The organism is Actinopolyspora lacussalsi (assembly GCA_030803735.1).
In the GTDB taxonomy this organism is placed as follows: Bacteria; Actinomycetota; Actinomycetes; order Mycobacteriales; family Pseudonocardiaceae; genus Actinopolyspora; species Actinopolyspora lacussalsi.
Genome location: JAURUC010000001.1, coordinates 2,681,795 through 2,704,885 on the forward strand (window position 1 = coordinate 2,681,795; position 23,091 = coordinate 2,704,885).

General features: G+C 67.9%; 17 protein-coding genes. 6 read left to right on the forward strand and 11 right to left on the reverse strand.

The window, feature by feature from the left end:
• Positions 1-71: 71 nt before the first annotated feature.
• The gene (locus J2S53_RS11925) at positions 72-2,657 is read right to left on the reverse strand and encodes a bifunctional FO biosynthesis protein CofGH (protein ID WP_456241026.1); all 2,586 of its coding nucleotides are present in this window, start codon (positions 2,655-2,657) and stop codon (positions 72-74) included.
• A 201-nt stretch (positions 2,658-2,858) separates the two neighbouring features.
• Here J2S53_RS11925 and J2S53_RS11930 point away from each other — a divergent pair, with 201 nt between their 5' ends.
• Entirely contained in the window at positions 2,859-4,328 is a 1,470-nt protein-coding gene (locus J2S53_RS11930) for a S8 family peptidase (protein ID WP_456241027.1), read from the forward strand.
• Positions 4,329-4,921: 593 nt separating this feature from the next.
• On the opposite strand, the gene J2S53_RS11935 is transcribed toward J2S53_RS11930, so the two are convergent.
• Positions 4,922-5,839: a 1,4-dihydroxy-2-naphthoyl-CoA synthase gene (locus J2S53_RS11935; RefSeq protein WP_456242777.1), complete on the reverse strand. Its 918-nt coding sequence runs from the start codon at positions 5,837-5,839 to the stop codon at positions 4,922-4,924.
• Positions 5,840-6,048: 209 nt separating this feature from the next.
• Between J2S53_RS11935 and J2S53_RS11940 the strand changes: the two genes are divergently transcribed.
• Positions 6,049-6,843, forward strand: a complete 795-nt coding sequence (locus J2S53_RS11940; protein WP_456241028.1) for an alpha/beta fold hydrolase — start codon at positions 6,049-6,051, stop codon at positions 6,841-6,843.
• 4 nt (positions 6,844-6,847) lie between these two features.
• Here J2S53_RS11940 and J2S53_RS11945 read toward each other — a convergent pair whose 3' ends face one another.
• Both J2S53_RS11945 and J2S53_RS11950 read right to left on the reverse strand, forming a co-directional pair.
• Positions 6,848-7,627, reverse strand: a complete 780-nt coding sequence (locus J2S53_RS11945) for a helix-turn-helix domain-containing protein (protein WP_456241029.1) — start codon at positions 7,625-7,627, stop codon at positions 6,848-6,850.
• 462 nt (positions 7,628-8,089) lie between these two features.
• Positions 8,090-8,896: an exodeoxyribonuclease III gene (locus J2S53_RS11950; protein WP_456241030.1), complete on the reverse strand. Its 807-nt coding sequence runs from the start codon at positions 8,894-8,896 to the stop codon at positions 8,090-8,092.
• 233 nt (positions 8,897-9,129) lie between these two features.
• Here J2S53_RS11950 and J2S53_RS11955 point away from each other — a divergent pair, with 233 nt between their 5' ends.
• On the forward strand, positions 9,130-10,779 hold the full coding sequence (locus J2S53_RS11955; protein ID WP_456241031.1) for an adenosine deaminase family protein: 1,650 nt from the start codon (positions 9,130-9,132) through the stop codon (positions 10,777-10,779).
• 172 nt (positions 10,780-10,951) lie between these two features.
• On the opposite strand, the gene J2S53_RS11960 is transcribed toward J2S53_RS11955, so the two are convergent.
• Positions 10,952-13,096, reverse strand: a complete 2,145-nt coding sequence (locus J2S53_RS11960) for an MMPL family transporter (RefSeq protein ID WP_456241032.1) — start codon at positions 13,094-13,096, stop codon at positions 10,952-10,954.
• Positions 13,097-13,218: 122 nt separating this feature from the next.
• On the opposite strand from J2S53_RS11960, the gene J2S53_RS11965 reads away from it, so the two are divergent.
• Positions 13,219-13,758 (forward strand): MarR family winged helix-turn-helix transcriptional regulator, encoded by a 540-nt coding sequence (locus J2S53_RS11965; RefSeq protein WP_456241033.1) that lies wholly within the window; start codon positions 13,219-13,221, stop codon positions 13,756-13,758.
• Between the two features lie 571 nt (positions 13,759-14,329).
• Here J2S53_RS11965 and J2S53_RS11970 read toward each other — a convergent pair.
• The 5 genes from J2S53_RS11970 to J2S53_RS11990 form a co-directional block, all read right to left on the reverse strand.
• Positions 14,330-14,584 carry a hypothetical protein gene (locus J2S53_RS11970; RefSeq protein ID WP_456241034.1) on the reverse strand — a complete coding sequence of 85 codons (255 nt, stop codon included), beginning with the start codon at positions 14,582-14,584 and terminating at the stop codon, positions 14,330-14,332.
• 132 nt (positions 14,585-14,716) lie between these two features.
• Entirely contained in the window at positions 14,717-15,253 is a 537-nt protein-coding gene (locus J2S53_RS11975) for a DUF488 domain-containing protein (protein ID WP_456241035.1), read from the reverse strand.
• A gap of 130 nt (positions 15,254-15,383) precedes the next feature.
• Positions 15,384-16,997: a hypothetical protein gene (locus tag J2S53_RS11980; RefSeq protein ID WP_456241036.1), complete on the reverse strand. Its 1,614-nt coding sequence runs from the start codon at positions 16,995-16,997 to the stop codon at positions 15,384-15,386.
• On the reverse strand, positions 16,978-18,825 hold the full coding sequence (locus J2S53_RS11985; protein WP_456241037.1) for a flavin-containing monooxygenase: 1,848 nt from the start codon (positions 18,823-18,825) through the stop codon (positions 16,978-16,980). Before J2S53_RS11985 ends, J2S53_RS11980 begins: the two co-directional genes overlap by 20 nt.
• 155 nt (positions 18,826-18,980) lie before the next feature.
• Positions 18,981-19,631 carry a TetR/AcrR family transcriptional regulator gene (locus J2S53_RS11990; RefSeq protein WP_456241038.1) on the reverse strand — a complete coding sequence of 217 codons (651 nt, stop codon included), beginning with the start codon at positions 19,629-19,631 and terminating at the stop codon, positions 18,981-18,983.
• A gap of 443 nt (positions 19,632-20,074) precedes the next feature.
• On the opposite strand from J2S53_RS11990, the gene J2S53_RS11995 reads away from it, so the two are divergent.
• Positions 20,075-21,676: a Na+/H+ antiporter NhaC family protein gene (locus J2S53_RS11995; RefSeq protein ID WP_456241039.1), complete on the forward strand. Its 1,602-nt coding sequence runs from the start codon at positions 20,075-20,077 to the stop codon at positions 21,674-21,676.
• Between the two features lie 58 nt (positions 21,677-21,734).
• On the opposite strand, the gene J2S53_RS12000 is transcribed toward J2S53_RS11995, so the two are convergent.
• Positions 21,735-22,538 carry a helix-turn-helix domain-containing protein gene (locus tag J2S53_RS12000; protein ID WP_456241040.1) on the reverse strand — a complete coding sequence of 268 codons (804 nt, stop codon included), beginning with the start codon at positions 22,536-22,538 and terminating at the stop codon, positions 21,735-21,737.
• Here J2S53_RS12000 and J2S53_RS12005 point away from each other — a divergent pair.
• Positions 22,537-23,019 (forward strand): DUF2000 family protein, encoded by a 483-nt coding sequence (locus tag J2S53_RS12005; protein ID WP_456241041.1) that lies wholly within the window; start codon positions 22,537-22,539, stop codon positions 23,017-23,019. The two genes, J2S53_RS12000 and J2S53_RS12005, sit on opposite strands and share 2 nt — an antisense overlap.
• The last annotated feature ends 72 nt before the right edge of the window (positions 23,020-23,091 follow it).

The window sequence follows — 23,091 nt, forward strand, 5'->3', positions numbered from 1 at the left end:
GATCGGTCCGATATGGACCTGTGGAACCGGTCCCGTCCACCACCGGAACGGGGCGGGACCGGTCCACCTGGTCACCCGAGCTGTGAGACGCCCAGCGGCATCACGGGGACGGGACCGTAATCGGTGCCGCGTTGCCGTGCCCGCCTTCCGGCGGCGGCGGATACCTCGTCCAACTGCTCGATGGTTCGCTGGGAGCCGTGCTCGGAACCGGCCATCCTGCTGATGGTCTCCTCCATCAGCGTTCCGCCGAGGTCGTTCGCACCGCCGCGCAGCACCTCGACCGTGCCTTCGTCACCCAGCTTGACCCAGGAGCACTGCACGTTGTCCACCCTGCCGTGCAGTGCCAGCCGTGCCATAGCGTGCACCGCACGGTTGTCCCTGCGGGTGGGGCCGGGGCGGGCCAGCCCCGCGAGATAGATGGGCGCGTTGCGGTGCACGAAGGGCAGCGCGACGAACTCGGTGAACCCGGCCGCGCCGTTCTCGCGCGCGGTGTCCTGCACACCGGCCAGCGTGCGCAGATGCCCTAGCCAGTGCTCGGGGGTGTCCACGTGGCCGTACATCATGGTCGACGAGGAACGGATTCCCAGCCGGTGTGCGGTACTGACCACGTCGATCCACTCGGCGGCGGGCAGCTTGCCCTTGGTCAGTATCCAGCGGACGTCGTCGTCGAGTATCTCGGCCGCGGTGCCGGGGATGGTGTCCAGCCCGGCATCGCGCAGCTCGGTCAACCACTCCGCGACGCTCACGCCCGCCTTGGACGCGGCGCTGACTATCTCCATCGGGCTGAAGGCGTGCACGTGCATGTCGGGCACCCGGTTCTTGACCGCCCGCACCAGGTCCGCGTACGCCCCGACCGGCAGCCGGGGGTCGATACCTCCCTGCATGCAGACCTCGGTGGCACCGGCGCGGCGGGCCTCCTCCGCTCGGTCCGCGACGTCCTCGGGCGAGAGCCGGAACGCGTCCGCATCGCGTTCCCGCTGTGCGAAGGCGCAGAACCTGCATCCCACGTAGCAGACGTTGGAAAAGTTGATGTTGCGGTTGACCACGTAGGTGACGTCCTGCCCGACCACGTCGGCACGCAGCGCGTCGGCGAGTCGTGCCATCTCGTCGAGCGCGGCGCCGTCGCAGGTGAGCAGCGCCATCGCCGCGTCGGTGTTGCCCGGTTCCAGCAGTGCCGCCGGATCGTGCTCGGCCAGTCGGAGTCCCGCCGCGACATCCGAGTCGAGCCGTTCCGGCTCCCTGGCGGCGGGCAGTTTCTCCCGCAGTTCCTCCCAGTCGCCGTAGACACTGTCGAAGTCACTACGGCGGTCGGCGCTGCGTCCCTCGGTGTCGATGCTGCTGTTGAGATCGGTGCGGCCGACCGATTCGAGACCGCCGTCCGGCTCCTGCCACTCCCGACCGATCGGTCGCGCCTCCGGCTCGGCCATGCCCTCCGAATCGGCCAGCTCGGCGACGTGAGTGGCGATCCTGGGATCCAGCCAGGCGGTGCTGTCGCCGGCCAGCCCGGCACGCACGTACTTCGGGTACGCGGTCAGCCGCTGCCGCAGCTCGAACCCGCCCGCCGCGGTCTGCTCCGCCAGTTCCTCCACCCTGGGCCAGGGGCGCTCCGGATTCACGTGATCCGGCGTCACGGGTGAGACCCCGCCCCAGTCGTCGATCCCCGCGCGCAGCAGCAGGCCGTGCTCGTCCCCCACCAGGTTCGGTGGAGCCTGCACGCTCACCCCGGAGGGCATGAGCAGCCGGGCGACGGCCACAGTCGCCGCGAGCTCGTGCAGATCCGCGTCCGGCATGCCGCGCATGGCCGTGTCCGGTTTGGCCCGGAAGTTCTGCACGATGACTTCCTGCAGATGACCGTACTGCCTGGCGCTGGCACGCAGTTCCAGCAGCGAGTCGGCCCGTTCCGCGAGCGTCTCACCGATTCCGATGAGGATTCCGCTGGTGAAGGGCACGGCCACCCGGCCCGCGTCGGCGAGCACCCGGAGCCGCACCGAGGGTTCCTTGTCCGGACTCGCGTAGTGCGGGTTGCCCGGTTGGCTCCACAGTCGCTCCGATGTGGTCTCCAGCATCATGCCCATGCTGGGGGCCACCGGTTTCAGCCTGGTCAGCTCCGACCAGCCGAGCACGCCGGGGTTGAGGTGCGGCAGCAGACCGGTCTCCTCCAGCACCGCGATCGCGCAGGAGCGCAGGTAGTCGACCGTGGACGAGTAGCCGCGTTCGTGCAGCCAGTCGGCCGCGTCCTGCCAGCGCTCCTCGGGACGGTCGCCGAGGGTGAACAGGGCCTCCTTGCAACCGGACTCGGCTCCCCGTCTGGCGATGTCGAGAACTTCCTCCCGCTCCAGGAAGGGCGCGGACACCTTGTGCGGCACCGTGGCGAAGGTGCAGTAGTGGCACCGATCCCGACACAATCGGGTAAGCGGAACGAAGACCTTGCGGCTGTAGCTGACGACGCCGAACCGTCCCTCGGCACGCAGATGCGCGTCGCGGACCCTGCCCGCTGCTTCCAGCAACGTCCCGAGGTCCTCGCCACGGGCGTGCAGCAGCACTGCGGCCTCGGTGCTGTCCAGCGCCACCCCTTCGGTAGCTCTGCGCAGCGCACGACGCATCGCGGACGGGCTGGGGGCTGGTTCGGGCGGTGGCACTTCGAGATCGACCGACACGCCAACACCGTAACCGTCCGGCGAGCACCGCCACACCGAGAACAACGGCGCGATGCGTCACAGCACCTATGCGTGGCGTAATTCGATTACTCCATAAAGGTCTATCCACTAGCCGTATCGGGGCGCAGACTCCCACATTCAGTAACCCTGTTCACCTGTTCGGGAGGCTCGGTGTCACCCAAACCTCTGAGACTCAAACCATTGCGGACTATCGGCTCCGCACTGGCCCTGACCCTGCTGGTGCCCGCGGTAGCCGCGGCCGGGCCGTCGGACTCCGCCGGCACCGGAGACCCCGCCCACTTCATCGTGGTCGGACCCCAGCACGGCGGTCTGGAACGCACCGCCGATTCGGTACGCGCCGCCGACGGCGAAGTCGTGCAGAGCTGGCCCGAGATCGGCGTACTGCTGGCCACCTCGCGCGATTCGGAGTTCGCCGAGGCAGTACGTGGTGATCCCGGCGTGCGAGCGGCGGGGGCGAGCCGCAACCTCGCCGAACAGCTCCCCGAGAACAGCGGCGAATCCGACTCGGAGACGCTGGAGAAGCGCCGGGGCACCCTCGCGGCCGACACCGCGACCCGCTCCAGCGAGGACGGCGAGGAGCCGCTCGCCGCCGAGCAGTGGGACATGCGGATGATCAACGCCGACGAGGCCCACGAGAACTCCGACAGCGGCGAGGGCACGACCGTGGGCGTGCTCGACTCGGGCATCGACCCGGACCACCCGGACCTGGCGGCCAATCTGGACACCAGCCGGTCGGTGGGCTGCACCGAGAACGGCACACCGAACCGTTCGCAGCAGGCATGGGCCCCGACGACCAGCGGGCACGGTACGCACGTCGCCGGCACGGTCGCCGCCGCGAACAACGGCGTGGGCATCTCCGGGGTCGCCCCGAACGCGAAGCTGGTGTCGATCAAGGTCGTCAACGACGAGGGCTTCATCTACCCCGGCTCGGCGATCTGCGGGTTCATGTGGGCCGCCGAGCACGGCATCGACGTGACCAACAGCTCCTACTTCATCGATCCCTGGTACCTGTGGTGCCAGCGTGACCGCGACCAGGCGGCCGTGGCGGAGGCGGTTCGCCGGGCGGTGAACCACGCCAGGGGCAACGACGTGCTCAACGTCGTCGCGGCGGGCAACAGCAACTGGAACCTGTCGAAGCGGATCCACGACACCAACAGTCCGAACAACGGCGGTCCCACCGAGGACCGCTGGGCGGGCAACGGGTGCCAGGTGCTGCCCGGTGAGCTGCCCGGCATGGTGACGGTTTCGGCCGTGGGTCCGGAGTCGAGCAAGTCCTTCTACTCCAACTACGGCATCGGTTCGGTGGACGTGGCCGCACCGGGCGGCGACAGCAGGCAGACCGCCGACACACCCTCCGGCAACGGCAGCGTGCTGTCCACGCTGCCGGATGGCGAGTACGGCTTCTACCAGGGCACCTCGATGGCCTCGCCGCACGTCGCCGGGGTCGCCGCCCTGATCCGGGCGGAGCACCCGAGGTGGGACGCGCGGATGGTCAACGCCGCCCTGCGCTGGCAGGCCGACAGCGTGCCGTGCCCGAAGAGCTACGACACCGACGGTGACGGCGAGGACGACGCCAAGTGCCGCGGTGGCAGGACCGGCGCCGGTTTCTACGGCGCGGGCATCGTCGACGCGCTCAAGGCAGTGCGCTGACGAGCGGAGTTCGTTCGAAAAGCACGTTCGCGGGGTCTTCTCGGACCGATTCCGGGAAGACCCCGTTCGCGTCTCGGCCCGCCCCGACTTCCGCGGGGCGACTTCCGAGGCGAGCTGTCGCCGCCCCTCCACCGAGGTCTGTGGCGACGTTCGCGGTTTTACCGGGGAGCCGAAGTTCACCGACGGGTTCGTCCCGGCATCGCGGCCGTTCGGAAGCGGACACCGGTTCGGGCGCTCTTGTCCGGACAGATGCAGAAGTGCATCCCGCAAACGGGACATCTCGGGGGCGTTCGGTGTTGCGGCATACCCTCTCCTCACTGCGCTGCTCGAGTTCCGAGCCGCTCGGCGTCCACGAGTACCGCTCGGCGTCCGGCTTGGCGAGGACTTCGGTCACGGTTCACGAACGGCGTTGATCAACGGTGCCACCGGTCGACCGAACGGATCGCTGCTCCGTTGGGACGTGGGCGGTACGGCGAAGGTTGCACCGGCCGGGCGTGGTTCCACGAACGGGGGTTCGGACGAGGATTCGGACGCACCCCGGCGTCAATTTCTCGCGAAATCGCCGCGCCCAGGGCCGCGGAACAAAGCAACGGTCAGTAGTACCAGGGGAAATCCGACCAGTCCGGGGTCCGCTTCTCCAGGAACGAGTCGCGCCCCTCGGCCGCCTCGTCGGTCATGTACGCGAGCCGGGTCGTCTCCCCCGCGAAGACCTGCTGGCCGACCAGCCCGTCGTCGATGGCGTTGAAGGCGTACTTGAGCATGCGCTGCGCGGTCGGGGACTTGCCGTTGATCTCACGGGACCACTGCAACGCCGTCTCCTCCAGCTCACCGTGGGGAACCACCTCGTTGACCATCCCCATCCGGTGGGCCTGCTCGGCGTCGTAGGGGCGGCCGAGGAAGAAGATCTCGCGTGCGAACTTCTGTCCCACCTGGCGCGCCAGGTAGGCGGAACCGAACCCGCCGTCGAAGCTGCCGACGTCGGCGTCGGTCTGCTTGAACCGCGCGTGCTCGGCGCTGGCGAGCGTGAGGTCGCAAACCACGTGCAGGCTGTGCCCGCCCCCGGCAGCCCAACCGGGAACCACCGCGACGACGACCTTGGGCATGAACCGGATCAGCCGCTGCACCTCCAGGATGTGAAGCCTTCCCGCTCGGGCGGGGTCGACGGTCTCGGCGGTCTCGCCCTCGGCGTACCGGTAACCGGAGCGCCCCCGGATTCGCTGGTCACCGCCGGAGCAGAACGCCCAACCACCGTCCTTGGGCGAGGGCCCGTTCCCCGTGAGCAACACACAACCGACGTCACTGGTCATCCGGGCGTGGTCGAGCGCGCGGTATAACTCGTCGACGGTGTGCGGACGGAAAGCGTTCCGTGACTCGGGGCGGTCGAACGCGATGCGGACGGTGCCCTTGCCCGGGCCGTCCTCGACGCAACGGTGGTAAGTGATGTCGGTGAAGTCGAAACCCGCCACAGGCTGCCACACGGCCGGATCGAACAGTTCGGAGATAGGCTGCATGTGTGTCGTCACGACCACGACGATAAGCCACCGCGTCCGTCACGGGCCGTCCGGTCACGCATCGAGGCCGTCCGGTCACTTGTCGATCGCGAGTGCTCCCTCGTGGGAGCCGGGACTTGCGCGCCCACCAACGGAACTTCGTAGTATCGCAAAATCGGGCTGATCCCGGGCACCGGCCGGAGCGGAAGCACTTCGCGAGAGGAACACGAATGCCACTGTCCCGCATCAACGGACACGACCTGTACTTCGCGGACACCGGGGGCGACGAACGTCCCACCGTACTGCTGGGGCACGGCTTCTTCCTGGACCACACCATGTTCACCGCACAGGCCGACGCTCTCGCGGCCCGCGGCTACCGCGTGGTTACCTGGGACGCACGTGGTCACGGCGACAGCCCGGCCGGGGACGAGCCGTTCACCTATTGGGACATCGCTCGCGACCTGATCGGCCTGATGGACCACCTGGGCATCGAACATGCGGTCGTCGGTGGCCTGTCGCAGGGTGGGTTCACCGCACTGCGCACGGCACTGCTCGCACCGCACCGGGTCACCGGCCTCCTGTTGCTGGACACCGAGGCGCACCCACTGTCCGATGCGGATTACCGCGACTACACCGCCCTGTTCGGCGGACTGGCCGAGCAGGGCCCCGTGGACGAGCTGCTCGTTCCGCTGTCACAGCAGATCATCGGGGACCACCCGCGAGCGGCCCACTGGCGGGAGCGCTGGAAGACCCGCCCGCTCCCCCTCGGCCACCCCGTGCGGTGCCTGCTCGAACGCGACGACATCACCGCTCGTGCCGGTGAGATCACGTCCCCCACACTGCTGATACGCGGTTCGAAGGACCTCTCCATCCCCCGGGAACGTATGGAGTTCCTCGCGTCCGCCATCCCGCGGGCGAGTTCGCCGCACGAGGTGGACGGGGCGGCCCACGCGCCACCCGTGACGCATCCCGGGGAAACCACCTCGCTGCTGCTGTCCTTCTTGGACTCCCTGGGGCGTCGGTAACGCCCTAGTGTGCCGGAATTCCCAGGTAGAGCTGCATTTCCTGACTCGGGTCCGGAATCGGGTAGACCTGTGCCAACAACTCCACCCGCCGCCCGCGATCGAGGTCTTGGACCAGGAAATGCGGCTTGTGGCGCCCCAGGATCACCTCCTGCAACTTCCACATCCGCACGAACTCCGTCGACCGCGAGAGCATGTCCAGAACCTCGTCGAACACCGGATTACCGGGCCTGCGTGCCATGAGGGCACGTAGCCAGGCCACCGTCAGCCGCGCCTCGTGCTCCCACTCGACCATGACAGCCTTGGACTCCGGCATGAAGAAGAACCAGGTCAACACATTGCCGACCTCGGTGATACGCCGAAACACCCGGCGGTACTCCGCGTTGGAGTACAACACGTTCCAGCCCTCGTCGACGTAGGCGGCCAAACTCGGATGCAGCCCGTCGGCCGCCTCGCGCTGCACCGACGTCACTTCCTGTAGCCGCGTCGGTTCCGCCTGGTCACCGCGCTGGACACCGGCCAGGTCGTGGAGGTGCTGCCGTTCCACCGAGATGCTCCCCAGCGCATCGGCCAGGCGATCCACCACCGCCGCGGAGGGATTGTCCGCATGGCCCTGTTCCAGCTTCTGGACGTACCCCACGCTGGCGCGCGCGGCCGTCGCCAACTCCGCCCGGTTCATCGCGGGGCGCGGTGTCCGGTAAGCCGGGTCGGGCGCGAACTCTGCCGGTGGAGCACCTGATCTCAGGTGGCGTAAATAGCTACCGAAACTCGGCGGTTCGATGATCACGTCACGATTCTATGCCGAAACCCGCCGTGCACGGTGACAGGTTGACTACCAGCAGTGGCCGAAATGAGGACCGTGCGGCGCGAGGCCGCTCCCGAACGGACCGCTCGACCTCCACAAGGCCCACCTCCGGACCCATCAGGCAGGACGGACACCCACAGTGGCCGGTGTCCCTGGGAGGGATATCCCCGACGGGGGTATCCCCACTGGTCACAGTTGTCCGCCGGAACCGCCACCGCCCAGAATCCAACACGTGGCAGGCGAACACGACACCGGGCGGAGCTCCGACCACCGGGAGAACCGCCCAATGGGGTACTCGAACCGACCTCGGTCGGCGAGGTACACGGGGTCACGGGTGTCACGGGAAACCTGCCCCCTGGGGGAAAGGTCTCGGCACCATGTCACTGTCGAGACCGACGGCCGGGGAGTAACAGCTCCCCGGCCCTGGGGGATTCTTCGGCGCGGTTACGACTTCGGCCAGTCGAAGGAGACAGTCACCGGTGCGTGATCGCTCCAGCGCTTGTCATAGCTCGGAGCCCGCTCGACCCTGGCCTCCGAGGCGCGCTCGGCCAGCCGCTCGGTGGCGACGTGATAATCGATCCGCCAACCGGAGTCGTTGTCGAAGGCCTTCCCCCGGTAGGACCACCACGAGTACGGCCCGGGCCCCTCCGGGAACCGGCGGCGCACCACGTCCGCGTACTCCGCCTCGTCGAACACCCTGCTCAGCCAGGTACGCTCCTCCGGCAGGAACCCCGCCGACTTGCGGTTGTTCTTCCAGTTCTTCAGGTCGATCTCCTGGTGCGCGATGTTCCAGTCACCGCAGACCAGCACTTCCTTGCCCCGCTGCCGCGCCCGGTCGCGCAACTGGTGCAGGTACGGCAGGAACTCCGCCATGAAGCGTTCCTTCTCGTCCTGCTTGGGTGTGCCCGCCTCCCCGCTCGGCAGGTACAGGCTGCCCACCACCAACCCGTCCAGCTCCGCCTCGGCGTAACGGCCGCTGTCGTCGAACTCCTCCGAGCCGAATCCGATCCTGGTGACCTCGGGTTCGGTACGGCTGTAGATGGCGACCCCGCTGCGCCCCTTGTCCGCGCTCGGCGCCAGCAGCGTGTACCAACCGGCGGGCGCACGCGCGGCCTCCGGAAGCTGGTCGTATTCCGCCCGCGTCTCCTGCATGCAGACCACGTCGGCGTCGGTGGCGGCCAGCCACTCGACGAAGCCCTTCTTGGCGGCGGCACGCAGGCCGTTGACATTCACCGTCGAGACAGTCAGCACGCGGCCGAGCATAACCACCGCCCGCTGCCGCGCTATCCCCGGCGGCCGTTCCGATTCGTCCGCACGGCCGGAGCCGGTGCCGCCGGAGAACCAACTCTCGGGGGCTCGACCTTCCTCCCACCGGATGAAAATACGTCCTCCGGACTGGTTCCGGAGATCATGATCGGGGATCGTCGGCGGGTCGTGTGTGTCGTGCATGGCCCAGAGAACGACTTCCCCAGGGAGAATCTTTGATGAAGCCGCTCGGTGGGAGCGCACGCTCCCGTACGGCAGGAAGACGCCGACGCGCCACCGGCACGGGAGGCATCACGCTCGCGGTACTGCTCACCGCCGCCTCGCTTCCGATGCTGATGGCGCAACCGCGATCCGCCGAGGCGGAGACCACCCCGGGCGAGAAGGCCCCGGCGTGCGCACCGTGGGACCGGGAGTGCCGGGTTAACCGGTACCTGGACCGGATACGCGATCGCCCGGAAAAGCTCGACGAGTTCCTGCGCGGAATGCCGAAGGGAGGTGACCTGCACAACCACCTCTCCGGCTCGGTGTCCACCGAGTCGTTGATCCGCTACGCCGCCGAGGACGGACGCTGCATCGACGCCGAGACCATGCAGTCCTCACTCGCCCCCTGCACCGAGGGACAACGTCCCGCCTCGGACGCGATGAGTGATCCGAAGTTCCGCGAGCGGGTGATCGAGACGTGGTCGATGGCCGGTTTCGAGCCCGGCGGCGAGGAGTCGGGGCACGACCACTTCTTCGCCACCTTCGGCAAGTTCTGGGCGGCCACCGAGGGACGCGACGGCGACATGCTCGCCGAGGTGGCGGGTGACCTCGCCGAGCAGAACCAGTTCTACCTCGAAACGCTGCTGTCCAGGCAGTCCGAGGCTCGCGGGAAGCTCGTGGAGCGCGTCGGTTTCGACCCGCGTTCCGAACGGGATTTCCGGCGGCTGCGCACCACGTTGCTCCGCGAGGGCATGGCGGAGGTCGAACGCGCCGCGCGGCGTGCGACGGATCGGGACTTCGCGCGCTACCGCGAGCTGCTGAACTGCGGCACCCCGAGTGCCCGCCCCGGATGCGATGTGGAGATCCGGCTGGACTACCAGGTGGCGCGGGCGAACTCCCCCGCGAGCGTGTTCACGCAGTTGCTGCTCGGGTTCGAGCTGGCGCAGAGCGATCCGCGATTCGTGGGCGTCAACATGGTCCAGCCCGAGGACCACGAGATCTCGCTGCGGGACTACACCCTGCACATGCGGATGATCGACTACCTGAGCGGGCAGTATCCCGGCGTGTCGATCACACTGCACGCCGGTGAGCTCGTTCCGGGGCTGGTCAAGCCCGAGGAGCTGACCCACCACATCGACCAGGCCGTGCGGATCGCCGGAGCCGACCGGATCGGCCACGGGATCGACCTGGTGCACGAGGACGACTGGCGGGCGCTGGCCGATCACATGGCCGCACGCGACATCGCGGTCGAGGTGCCGCTGACCAGCAACTGCCAGATACTGCGGGTCTGCGGACCGGAGGAGCACCCGTTGCCCGAGTACATGGCGCACGATGTTCCCTTCGCACTGGCCACCGACGACCCCGGTGTCTCCCGCAGCGACATCACCGCCCAGTACCGGCGGGCCGCCACGGACTTCGGGCTGGACTACTCGCAGCTCAAGGCCAGTGCCCGGACCTCGCTGGAACAGGCTTTCGTGCAAGGGGAGAGTCTGTGGGCAGCCTCCGAGTCCCGGCGGATGAAACCGGCGTGCGCCTCGGACACACCGGGCTTCGGCGAGCCGGACGCGGCGTGTGCCGAACTGCTGTCGAACAGCACGAAGGCGAAGTCGCAGTGGCGGCAGGAGGCCGCGTTCCGGGCGTTCGAGACCTACTACGCGTACAAGTGACAGTCCCGCGATGAGTAGCACTTCGTCGACCCGGTTCTCCGCCGCGCTCGCTCGGCGGAACCTCTCGCGGGCTCCCGCTCCGGCGAGGCCCGACATCGAATAGGTGCCTCCGGTGGCGACCGCCGTCGATGTCGATTCCACTGTGGACCAACCACGGCGGCGGTCGCCCCCCTCACCTGTCCGTCCCCGTTGCCTGTCGGTCTCGACGCCCCAAGCGGGCGGGCCACCAGATGGTTCTGCCGATGTCCAGGGACAGCGCGGGTACCAGCAGCGAACGTACGACCAGCGTGTCCAGCAGCACCCCGAACGCCACGATGAACGCGAGCTGGGCGAGGAACAGGATCGGCAGTACCGCCAGCGCCGCGAACGTGGCCGCCAGCACCACTCCGGCAGAAGTGATCACACCGCCGGTGACCGACAGCGCACGCAGCACACCGGTCCGGTTGTCCGAGCGACGCACTTCCTCCCGAGCTCGGGTCATCAGGAAGATGTTGTAGTCGATCCCCAGGGCGACCAGGAACACGAAGCCGTACAGCGGGACGACCGGGTCCGCGCCGGGCATGTCGAAGACGTGGTTGAACACGAGCGCGGACACGCCCATCGTCGCCGCGAAGGAGAGCACCACGGTGGCGAGCAACACCAGTGGGGCGACCAGGGCGCGCAACAGCAGCGCCAGTACCACGAGGATGACGAGCAGCACGATCGGAATGATCACGGAGCGGTCGCGCTCGGCGGTCAGCCGGGTGTCGAGCTGGATCGCGCTCGTTCCGCCGACCAGCGCGTCGGCCCCCTCGACGGGGTGCACCGAGTCGCGGATCCGCCGCACCGTGTCGAGGGCCGTCTCCGAGTCGGCCGGATCGGTGAGCACGGCTTCGACGAGTACCCGCCCGTCGACCACCTTGGGATTGCCCGCCGCTGTCCTGGTGACCGAGACGTCGGCCACACCGGGAACGTCAGCGGCTCGCACCACGCGCTCGGTGCTGTCGGCGTCGGCGATGATCACGGTGGGGGCTCCCGATCCGGCGGGGAAGTGCTCGGCGAGCACCTCCTGGCCGGCGACCGATTCGACCGGTGTCAGGAAGACGTCCGACTGCGCGGTGCCACCGGCCCGCAGCTGCGGCAGTCCGAGCGTGCCGATGAGCAGGACCACCGTGGTGCCGATCCAGATCGCCCGGGGAGTCCTGCCCACCAGGGAACTGACCCGCTCCCAGAACGCCGTACGACGTGGTTCGGGCTCCGCCACCGCGTCGTCCTGCCCCGCGGTTTCCCGTGGGGGCGGGAAGGGCCAGAAGGCGACGCGGCCGGACAGCGCGAGCACGGCGGGCAGGAAGGTGGTCGAGGCCAGCAGCGCGGCGGCGATGCCGATGGCCGCCACGGGGCCGAGGCTCTTGTTGGAGTTCAGGTCGCTGAACAGCAGGCACAGCAGGCCCAGGATGACCGTGCCCGCGGAGGCGAGGATCGGCTCCAGCGTGGCGCGCCAGGAGCGCAGGACGGCGCGGTACTTGTCGGGGCTCGCGCGCAGTTCCTCCCTGAACCGCGCGACGAACAGCAGCGCGTAGTCCGTGGCGGCGCCGACCACCAGGATGAAAAGGATTCCCTGGCTCTGGCCGTTGAGGGTGAGGACGTCGGCCGCTGCCAGGAAGTAAACGGCGAGGCTGGCGACGCCAAGTGCGAAAACCGCGCTGAGCAGCACCAGTACCGGCAGCAGCGGACTGCGGTAGACCAGGATCAGGATCAGGAGAACCACACCACCGGCGACGAGCAGCAGCAGTCCGTCGACTCCGCTGAACGCCTCGGCCAGATCGGCTGACTGCGCGGCGGGGCCGCTGACCAGGGTGGTCAGCCCGGTGGGTGACCGTTCCAGGAGGTTACGCATCTCCGAGACCGCGTTCGCGGGGTCGGCACCGGAGTCGATCGAGACGATCACCTGCACCGCCTGGTCGTCCCGGGGTGAGGGGATCGGGGGCGAGACCCGCTCGACTCCTTCGATCGAGGCGATCCGTTCGGAGATCCCGGCCAGGTACTGGCGGTCGGAACCGGTGATTCCCCGAGTTCTCTCGGCCACGACGAAGGCCGGGATGCGCTGTCCGCCGGAGAACTGCCGCTGCAGTTCGTTGACCTTGGTGGCCTCGGCGGAGGCGGGCAGGAAGGTTGAGCTGTCGTTCTCGGAGACCTCGGCCAGCTTGCCCGCGAACGGCCCGCCGATGCCGCCGAGAGCCAGCCAGGCGATCACCAGCAGCGCGGGGACCAGCCATCGCAACCGCCGCACCTTCGGGGGATGCTGGTCCTCGTCGGAGGAGTGACCGGTGGAGATCATGTGGGTTCCTAGTCGTCGAGGGTTCTCGGCGAAGCTCGAAGCGGAGCATTACTAGCGCCATAGAATAATTCGACTGTCGAAATACTGCGACAGCAGGGGCGACACAAAACGAAGGAGGAACCATGACCTCGGCGAACGACCAGGACAGCGGAGACCCAACGGACACGGGGGAGGAGAAAGAAACGGGCGAAACCGGCACCGGTTACGAGGGCGACGTGGTGCTGGGCAAGCTGCTGCGACAGCTCAACGTCGAGCTCGACCGGTTCAACGTGCTGTTCGGTGATGCCCACGGGCTGCACCAAACCGACCTGAACGCGCTCGTCACGATCCTCGACGCGGCCAACCGGCAGGAACCGATGACACCGAGCAGGCTCGCGGCTGCCCTCGACATGAGCGTTTCGGCCACCACGGCACTGCTGGAGCGGCTGGAGTCGCTCGGCCACATCACCAGGGAGCGCAGCGAGGTCGACCGGCGCAGGGTGGACCTGGACATCCACGACACCGCCAGGCAGGTCGGTGGCGAGTTCTACCGGCCGCTGCTGCGGGAGCTCGGTGGAGCCTGGGACGGGTTCAGCGCCGAACAGCGGGAAACGATCAGGCAGTTCCTCGTCGCCACGATCGATGCCACGGGGCGTGCGCGCGAGACGTTCTCAACGCGGTGAGCGGTTGGACACACCGACATCACCGGCGACGACGTCCTGTCCGAACGGGCGCTCGGGGGTGCCACAACGGACGGGGCTCCGCCCCTGCTCGCCCGGAAAGACAGTATTCGACACTCTCCTCGTTCCGACTCTCGGTCAAGGGCGAGTAATTCTCACTCACACACCACGAGGATTCGCACTTCTGCCTCGCCCCCCGAACTCGAGGCAGCGTCGTCGTGCGAACGGTACACGTGCTCCGAATCCATCAGAGCGCCACTCGTCCCCTTCAGGCCACCGGCCATTTTCCCGGAAACCCCAATCGCCGCTCGACCAGTGGCCGGTAGCCCTCGGCGACAACCGGAATAACTCCCTGTGATTCCGGAGTGCCGAAAACTGGAACCGCCATGGAGCCACGAATGGATTCCAAGTGGCCCACGTTCCTTTCCAGCCGATCCCGCATAGCCGGTGAGAGACAACAGTTCCACTCGGAACTTTTCACTCACCGGTGTTCATCCCCTCGCGACACGGCTCGACCACGGAAAACATAACGAACCAATCATCACACCATGATCTGCCGAACCGATCGGAGAAACTAAGTTGCGACCAGCACATAGGCACCCGACGGCAGTAAGAACACGGCGAGCACCGAGAGTGGAATCCCGATCGCCCGCTTCGGCCACACCGCCAGCACCGCCAACACCGCAGCCAGCAGGAACACTCCGGCCGCGAGGAGAGTCCGCCCGGAAAACGTCCCGAAAACGATCATCGCGACGGCGACCACCGAACCGACGATCCCGGTGAGTACCGCCCAGTCACGCCGCGAGGTCGGTATGATCAACCAATCCAAGAACCCTCTCCCAGCACTCGTTTTCCGGTTCGGCGCACTCTAGCACTCATCGCACCGCAGAAACCGGAGAACGCGAATACCGGAGGAAACCGATCCGGGAGGACGAATGAGAAGTTCGTCCCGGAACGACGCTCAGAAACGCAGCTGCCCGCCGTCGTAGACCAGCAGGCCGTCCTCCCGAAGCCGCACACCGTCCATCGTGTGATGCTCGCGCGGGCTGCCGTCGTGCATCAGGTGCACGACCTCGACATCGCGAACCAGCGTCGCGTAATCGGCGATCATGCGGCGATGGCAGCGCCACCACACGCTCTCGGAACACATCACGGCCGTCCGGCGGTCAGCGGCTTCCGAGAGCAGCTCCTCGACCGCCTCGCCGAACTCCTCGGTACGCATGTGCGCGGCGTAGGCGCGGAATCCCTCGTTCCTGCAGGCCGTATCCGGCGATTCGGCGGGCAGCTTTCGGAACCCGCCGAGCCGCTTGTCCCAGCGATAGTCCACTCCTGCCTCGGGCAGCCACTCCTGAAGCTCGGAGTGGTTGAAATCGGGGTTGTGCCTGCTGCCCGGCGCGGTGCGCACGTCCACCACCGCCTCGACCCCGGCCCCGTGCAGCAACGGGGCGAACTCGGCACGGGTGCTCGTGCCGTGCCCGACCGTGATCAACCGCGTCATTCCCCGAAACCGCCAGTACTTCGCCGAGTCCGAACACTTCTGTCGGACATGGTCTCCCGTACTTCTCGGCGCGGCAGCGCCGAACCACCGCCCACGCGGTCGGCGCCGCTGCCGACCAGCGCTTCCCCGTTCACCACTCACCCGTTCCCGCAGCGTCGATCTTCAGTAACTGCACGCTTCCTTCGGCGTTGGCGGCAAGCAGCAACGAGCTGTCCCCGGCGACCGCCAGATCGACGAACGAACTCGGACGACCACTGCCGTCCGGCTCACCGTTCGAGCCGGTGCCATTCACGCCGGGAAGCGTCTCCACGGCCAGCTCACGGAACGCGACCGTGCTCGTGCCGGTGGCGGGATCGAACCGCCGCAGCCAGCGGTGTTCGACCTCGACCACGAACAGTTCGTCGCCGCTGACGGCGATTCCCTGCGGCGTGCCGAGCCCGTCCAGCACGACGACCGGCTCCTCGTCCAGACGCAGTACTCGCCCGAGCCGGTCGTCACTGACGTAGCAGCGCCCGTGGTGGTCCAGCGTCACGCCGACCGGATGTTGCAGCCCTTCGAGGAGCACCGTGACCGAATCGGTTTCGTCGACGGCCAGCACCTGTCCCCTCTCCGGGGCCGCGAGCACGACACGCCCGTTCGAGTCGGCAGCGATTCCGGCGAGCTCACCGAGTCCGGCGGCACGCCCACGGGAGACTCCCCGCACGGGGTCGTACACGTGGAGCCCACCGCTGATGTCGACGAGCTGCAGCACATCGCCGGTGGCGACCACGTTCCGCGGCAACCCGGGAAGCGTTCCACCCACCACGGCCACCTGGTCGATCCCGTCGGACTCCGACACGCTCGACAGTCCGAAGTGGTCGGCCGCGTATATCCTGCCGGCGGGGTCGACCGTGACGCCGAACGGCCCGTTCAGTCCCGGCGGCAGGACCGTGCGGGTGCGGCCTCGCTCACCGAGCTCGGTGATGCTTCCCCGGACGAAGCTGGACACGAACATGCGGTTGGCCGCGTCGAACGCGGCGTTGTCCAGGCCGGGAACCCCGGTGACCGTGCTCGACGTCCCACCCGTTTCCGGATCGACGTGCGTGATCGTTCCCGCCGCGTCGCAGGAGAGCACGAACAGCTCCCCTGCCCGGTCGAAGCGCACGGCGACCGGGATGGGCACCCCGCTCACGACGAGTTCGGGCTCGCCTCCCTCGGGCGAGATCCGCAGCACCTCGTCGGTCATCATGTGCGGGTAGTACAACCGACCGTCGGGGCCGAACCGCATCGCGTTGCCGTACGCCAGCCCCTCGGTGAGCAGCACCGGTGAGCCACTGTCCGGGAAGAGCTCGAACAGCCTTCCACCGGAGCGCATCTCGTTGACGAAGAGGCGGTCACCGAGGCACGTGATCCCGTTCGGGGCGACCACGGCATCGGTGACGAGGGCGAACTCCCCGTTCGGGGAGCGCTGCCACACCCGCCCGGGTGCCACGTCGGCGATGTACATCGTCCCGTCGGCACCGAACGCGATGTCGTCCGGTGTGCGCAGCGGACCGTCCGGCGGGACCACGAGCTCGACCTCGCCGGAGTCGATGTCGACCGCGCTGATCCGCCCGGTGAGGAACTGCGCCACGTACAGCAGCCCGTCGGGACCGAAGGCGATGCCGTTCGCCCCCCGCAATCCGCTCGGCTCGTTCAACCACACCGGTCGCGAACGACCGGTTCCCGGTTCCGTCGCTTCGAGGTCAGTTCCGTTCGTCGGCATCGTTATCCCCGGTCCGGACGAGCACCTCGGTGAATCGGTCGTTCTCGCGCCACTGCCGCAGTGTTTCGGCGAATTCGAGCTCGTCCGGCCGGTAGAAGCTCCGCACGACCGAGGAGTGGCCCTCGTTGTTGTAGTAGCCCGGTGTGCACTCGTCCAGCGCCCGGTCGACACCGGCCTTGCGCCCCATCTCGTCGACCCACTCCTGCTCGGCCGTCTCGGTGGGTTCCACGTAGGCCGCGCCGCGCTTGGCGGACTCGGTGATCATCGCGGCGATGTGGACGGACTGGTCGTCGAGCACGTGGGTGAAGTTGGGGGCCACACCGTTCTGCGAGGGCCCCATGCAGAACAGGTTGGGGAAACCGTGGCTGGTGAAGCCGTGCAGGGTGCGCATACCTTCGCTGAAGTGCTGGGGCAGCGTCACACCGTCGCGGCCGTGGAGCGCGAGTCCGCTGGCCGCCGGGTGCGAGCCGCCGACCTGGAAGCCGGTGGCGAAGACGATGCAGTCGACCTCGTACTCGACGCCCTGGCTGACCAGTCCGCGCTCGGTGACGCGTTCCACGCCGCGCCCGTCGGTGTCCACCAGCGTCACGTTGGGGCGGTTGAAAGCCGGGTAGTACTCGTCGTTGAATGTGGGGCGCTTGCACTCGTAGCGGTACCAGGGTTGCAGGGCACGGGCGGTTTCCTCGTCCTCGACGATGGACATGACCCGCTCCCGCACCTGGTTCATCTTGTGGAAGTCGGCGACCTCCCGCACGAGTTCGTGCTCCTCCGTGGTGAGCTCGTCCTTGCCGGTCTCGTCCGCCACCGCGTTGTAGTGGTGGGCGAGGTCGCTCCACCGATCGCCCACCATGTCGTCGGCGGTCCGATCACCGCCGAGTACGGCGAGGAAGTCGTCGCGCCTGCGGTCGTGCCAGCCCTCGGGCAGCTCAGCCGCCCATTCCGGGTCGGTCGGACGGTTACCGCGTTCGTCCACAACGGATGGTGTGCGCTGGAAGACGTAGAGGTGACCCGCGTCCCGGGCCAGGTCGGGCACGCACTGGATCCCCGTGGCGCCGGTACCGATGACCGCGACGCGCTTGTCCGCGAGCTCGTGCATCCCGCCGGTCTGGTCGCCCCCGGTGTAGGAGTAGTCCCACCGGCTGGTGTGGAAGGTGTGCCCGGCGAAGTCGTCGATCCCGGGGATGCCCGGCAGCTTCGGCCTGCTGAACGGGCCGCTGGAGAAGATCACGTACCGGGCGGTCATCTCGTCGCCCCGGTCGGTGGTCACGTTCCAGCGACGTAGGGACTCGTCCCAGGTCGCGCTGGTCAGCTCGGTCTGAAAGCACGCGTCACGGTAGAGGTCGAACTTCCTGGCGATGTTGACGGTGTGCTGCCGGATCTCCTCGCCGCGCGCGTACTTCTCGGTGGGGACGTAACCGAGCTCCTCCAGCAGCGGCAGGTAGATGTAGGACTCGATGTCGCAGCGCACGCCCGGGTAGCGGTTCCAGTACCAGGTCCCGCCGACGTCGCCGCCCTTCTCCAGCAAGCGGATCGAGTCGAACCCCGCCTGGCGGAGTCGTGCCCCGGCCAGCAACCCGCCGAATCCGGCACCGATGATCAGTACTTCCACGTGGTCGGTGAGCGGTTCACGGTTCGGCTCGGCCTCGGCGTAGGGGTCCGTCACGTAGTAGCCGAAATCACCGGTCGGTGCGATGTACTGACTCGCGCCGTCCGGGCGGAGACGTCGGTCCCGCTCGGTCCGGTACCGGGCGCGCAGTTCCGCCGGATCGAAACCGAGCCTGTCCGGATCCAACAGCTCCGCTTCGAGTGACCGCTCGTCGTTGGTCATGCATTCGGTCCTTGCAGCTCGGAATTCTCATTTCTGTGCCGACCAGGGACGCTTCGGGTGAATCGGCCGCGCCGTCGGAGGTGCGGAATCGATTCCGAGGAATATCGTGTTCACGCGGCCGCGGGAACCGCTCGGAGTCACCGGGCGCGGGGAGATCACGGCTGACGCGTCACCGGTGCCGACCAGAGGCCGGTGAGCGCGTCGACGAGACCGGTGGCGAACTCGTCCCAGCTCGCGTGCGTAGTGGGCATGCCCTCGGCGAGAGCGCGTTCCCGTTCGACGCACATCTGCCTGGTCAGGTACAGCGCCATGTTCCAGCGTTCGGTCCGCACGTTCTCGGGCAGCTCGGGCAGGCACCGGTTCATCCCTTCCAGGGACAACCGCAACGAGTCGGAGCGCAGCGACTCCCCGGCGATGATCTCGTGGAGCACCGGATCGGCCATCACCTGCGCGGCGAACCGCGCGTACCACGACGGGGTACCCAACGACTCCAGGTACAGCGTCATCGGCCGCACCAGACAGGACACCCAGTCCCGCAGTTCGGTGGAACCCGCGGGCTCGGTGAACATGTTGACCCGGATGTACTCGATGCGTTCCCCGTGGTGGTGCGCTATCGCGCGCACCAGCTCGTTCTTCGTGCCGAAGTGATACCCGACCGCGGCACTGTTGCCCAGCTCCGCGACCTCGCTGATCCGGCGGTTGGACACCGCGTATATCCCGTGTTCCGCGAACAGCCACTCCGCGGTGCGCAGGATCGACTCCCGTGTCGCCACGCCGTGTCCGACCCGAGCCGTCCGTCTCGTCATGCTCACCCTCGCAGCCACCGCGCCCCGGCTCCTCCGAACCCTCGTGAGCCCTGGCACCGCTCTTTTCAATCAGCCAATTTAATCAGTTGATTAAAATCAGTCAAACGACTGATTGATAGTGTGTTCCAAAACACAATCCGACCGGGTGGTTTTGTCGTACCCACATCCGCCGATGACCGGCGCACAATTATCAGCACACTGTGCGCAACGAAGTACGGTTCTCCGTAGGGACGAAGCAACGAACGACTATTTGTCGCTCGATCGAGTAAAGCTACCGTATGTCACACCCACTCGCGGTGATCGGATTCATGCACCGTGTATCGGGGATGCCCAGCGTGTGTTGGGAGTACCCAGCGTGTGTTGGGAGTATCCAGCGGCTCCGACAATCTCCACTACCGGCCTTCCAACACGGAAAGTCCCGGCCACCTCCCGAAAGGAACCAGATGACCGCGACGTGGCTGTCGATCCTGCCTCCGCTGCTCGCGATCGCCCTGGCGCTGTTGACCCGGCAGGTCATCCCCGCGCTGCTGGCGGGGATCTGGCTCGGGGCCTGGCTGCTGGAGGGGGCCACGTTCACGGGTCTGGGCACTTCGCTGCTGGACACGGTGGGGGTGTACATCGTCGACGCGCTCGCGGACCGGGACCACGTGATGATCGTCGTGGCCACCATGATGATCGGCGGACTGGTGGGGGTGATCCGGCGCAACGGCGGCACCGACGGCATCGTGAAACTGGTGACTCGCTGGGCCGCCACACCCCGGCGGGGTCAACTCGCGACCGGCGGCCTGGGGCTGGCGATCTTCTTCGACGACTACGCGAACAGCCTCGTGGTGGGCAACACGATGCGCCCCATCACCGACCGACTGCGGATCTCGCGGGAGAAGCTCGCCTACCTCGTGGACTCCACCGCAGCACCGGTGGCCGCGTGCGGTCTCTTCACCACCTGGATCGGTTACCAGGTCGGACTGGTCGACGACGCGGTCGGCAAGATCGGGCTCGAGCAGAGCGGCTTCGCCGTGTTCGTCAGCTCGCTGCGCTACGCCTTCTACCCGGTGCTGGCCGTGGTGCTGGTCTTCGCGATCGCCGGTACTCGGCGCGACTTCGGCCCGATGGCGCGGGCGGAACAGCGCGCCCGGCAGTCGGGCACGGTGCTGCGCCCGGGGTCCAACCTGGGGGGCGGCACGGACACCGAAGCCGAGCTGCGGCCCGAGGAACGGACCCCACGCCGCTTCCTGAACGCGCTGGTGCCGATCCTCGCCCTGGTGGTGACGACCTTCGTCGGGCTGCTGGCCACCGGCAGCGGCAGCACCGTCCTCGAGATCATGGGGGCCGGGGATCCGTTCGCCGCGCTGGTGTGGGGTTCGTTCGTGGCACTGCTCGTCGCGGCGGTGCTGAGCTTCGGCCAACGGCTGCTCTCGCTGGGGCAGTTCGTGGACGCGTGGTTCGCCGGGATCAAGTCGGTGTTGTACGTGGTCATCATCCTCTCGGCCGCCTGGGCACTGTCCTCGCTGACCGAGAAGCTCAAGACCGCCGAGTTCCTGGCGGGCGCCCTCAGCGAGGCACTGCCCGCGCCGCTGCTGCCGGTGATCCTGTTCGTGCTCGCGGCAGCCGTCGCGTTCGCCACCGGAACGAGCTGGGGAACCATGGGGATCCTGACTCCGCTCGCGGTACCGCTGGCCTGGTCGCTGCTGCAGGCACAAGGGGCCGAGACCGCGGGTGGGCACCCGATCATCTACGCCAGCGTGGCCACCGTGCTGGCCGGAGCGGTGTGGGGCGATCACTGCTCGCCGATCTCGGACACCACGGTGATCTCCTCACTGGCCTCGCAGTGCGATGTGGTCGACCACGTGCGCACCCAGATCCCCTACGCCCTCTACGCGGGCGCGGTCGCGGTGGTCATCGGACTGCTGCCGATCGGGTTCGGCTTCCCGTGGTGGGCCTCCTTCCTGGTCTCGATCGCGGTGCTGCTGCTCGGACTGCGGCTGCTGGGCAGGCGCGTGCCGGACGATGCGCGGCACTCGGAAACCGAGGAAGCGGGCGCCTGAGGCGGTCGATTACGCTGGGGTCGATTCCGCTGGGTATCGCCGCCGAGCGGCGCGATGATCACCCATCTCCGCGGTGGCGAGCGAACCGCGCCGGGCTCGTGCCGATCACCCGCTTGAAGTGCCTGCCGAGGTGGGACTGGTCGTAGAATCCCGCCGCCGTGGCCGCGAACCGGGGTGCCATCCCGTCGAGCAGCAACCGGCGGGCGAGATCGACCCTGCGCCCGGTCAGGTACTGGTGCGGCGGGGTGCCGAACTCCCCGCTGAATGCGCGGACGAGATGTGCTGGGTGGGTGTGCAGCAGATTCGCCGCCCGCCGGAGCGTGATTCCTTCGACGAGGTGTTCGTCCAGCAGCTCGCGCAGTCGCACGGCGGGTCTCGTGCGGTCGATCGGTTTGGCCGTCCGGGCGCGCTCGGTCAGATGTCGGCGCAGCCGCTCGGTGAGCAGGGTCAACCTGCTCTCGGCTTCCAGCGGCTCGCCGGGCAGCAACAACGATTCGTGTAACTGGTGCACGCGCCGCCGCAACAGCGGATCGTCGATGGTGGGCGCGTCCACCGCGAGCCCCACGAGATCCTCACCGAACTGTCCCGGATCCAGATAGAGCACCCGCTTCTTCAGGCCCCGCGGGGTGACGGGCGTGCCGTTGTGCGGAACGTGCGGCGGCAGCAGCGTGACCAGGTTCCGCAGCGCGCCGTGCTCGTGGCGGTGCAGGTCGTACCGCACCGTTCCGTCGTCCACCAGCAGCAGCGTCCACGAGTCGTGGGCGTGCATGGGATAGGAGTGCTCGACGAGGTGAGCGTGGTAGGCCTCCACGATCCCGGGCACCGGTGGACGCCACGCCGCCGCTCCCGAGCTGGTGACCATGCAAAGAATGTACAAGACCCGGTCGCGCTTCGGGAGCCATGATCTCCCCGTGACAGCGGAGATTTCCCCGATACGGTTCGACACGAGGATCGCCGTGCTGCTGCGCGAGGACCTGGCCGACTGGCAGCGGCTGAACGTGACCGCGTTCCTGGTGAGTGGCATCGGAACCGGGATTCCCGAGGTGATCGGCGAGCCGTACCGCGACGCCGACGAAACCGAGTACCTGTCTATGTTCCGGCAGCCGGTGCTGATCTTCGAGAGCAGCGGGGAGGTGGTGGCCCGAGCGCACTACCGCGCCGTCGAGCGGAACACGGCCGTGTCGGTGTTCACCTCCGAGCTGTTCGGCACCGGCAACGACCGGGACAACCGCGCCGCGGTTCGGGCGGTTCCACGGGAAGAACTCGATCTGGTGGGAGTGGGCGTGTACGGACCGCGCAACGCCGTGGACAAGATCGTCAAGGGCGCACGGATGCACCCGTGACTGCCCGGCCGTGACTACCGACTACGACTGCCCACAACCGGTGCACCGAATTGCGCCCACCCGGTGAGAGCG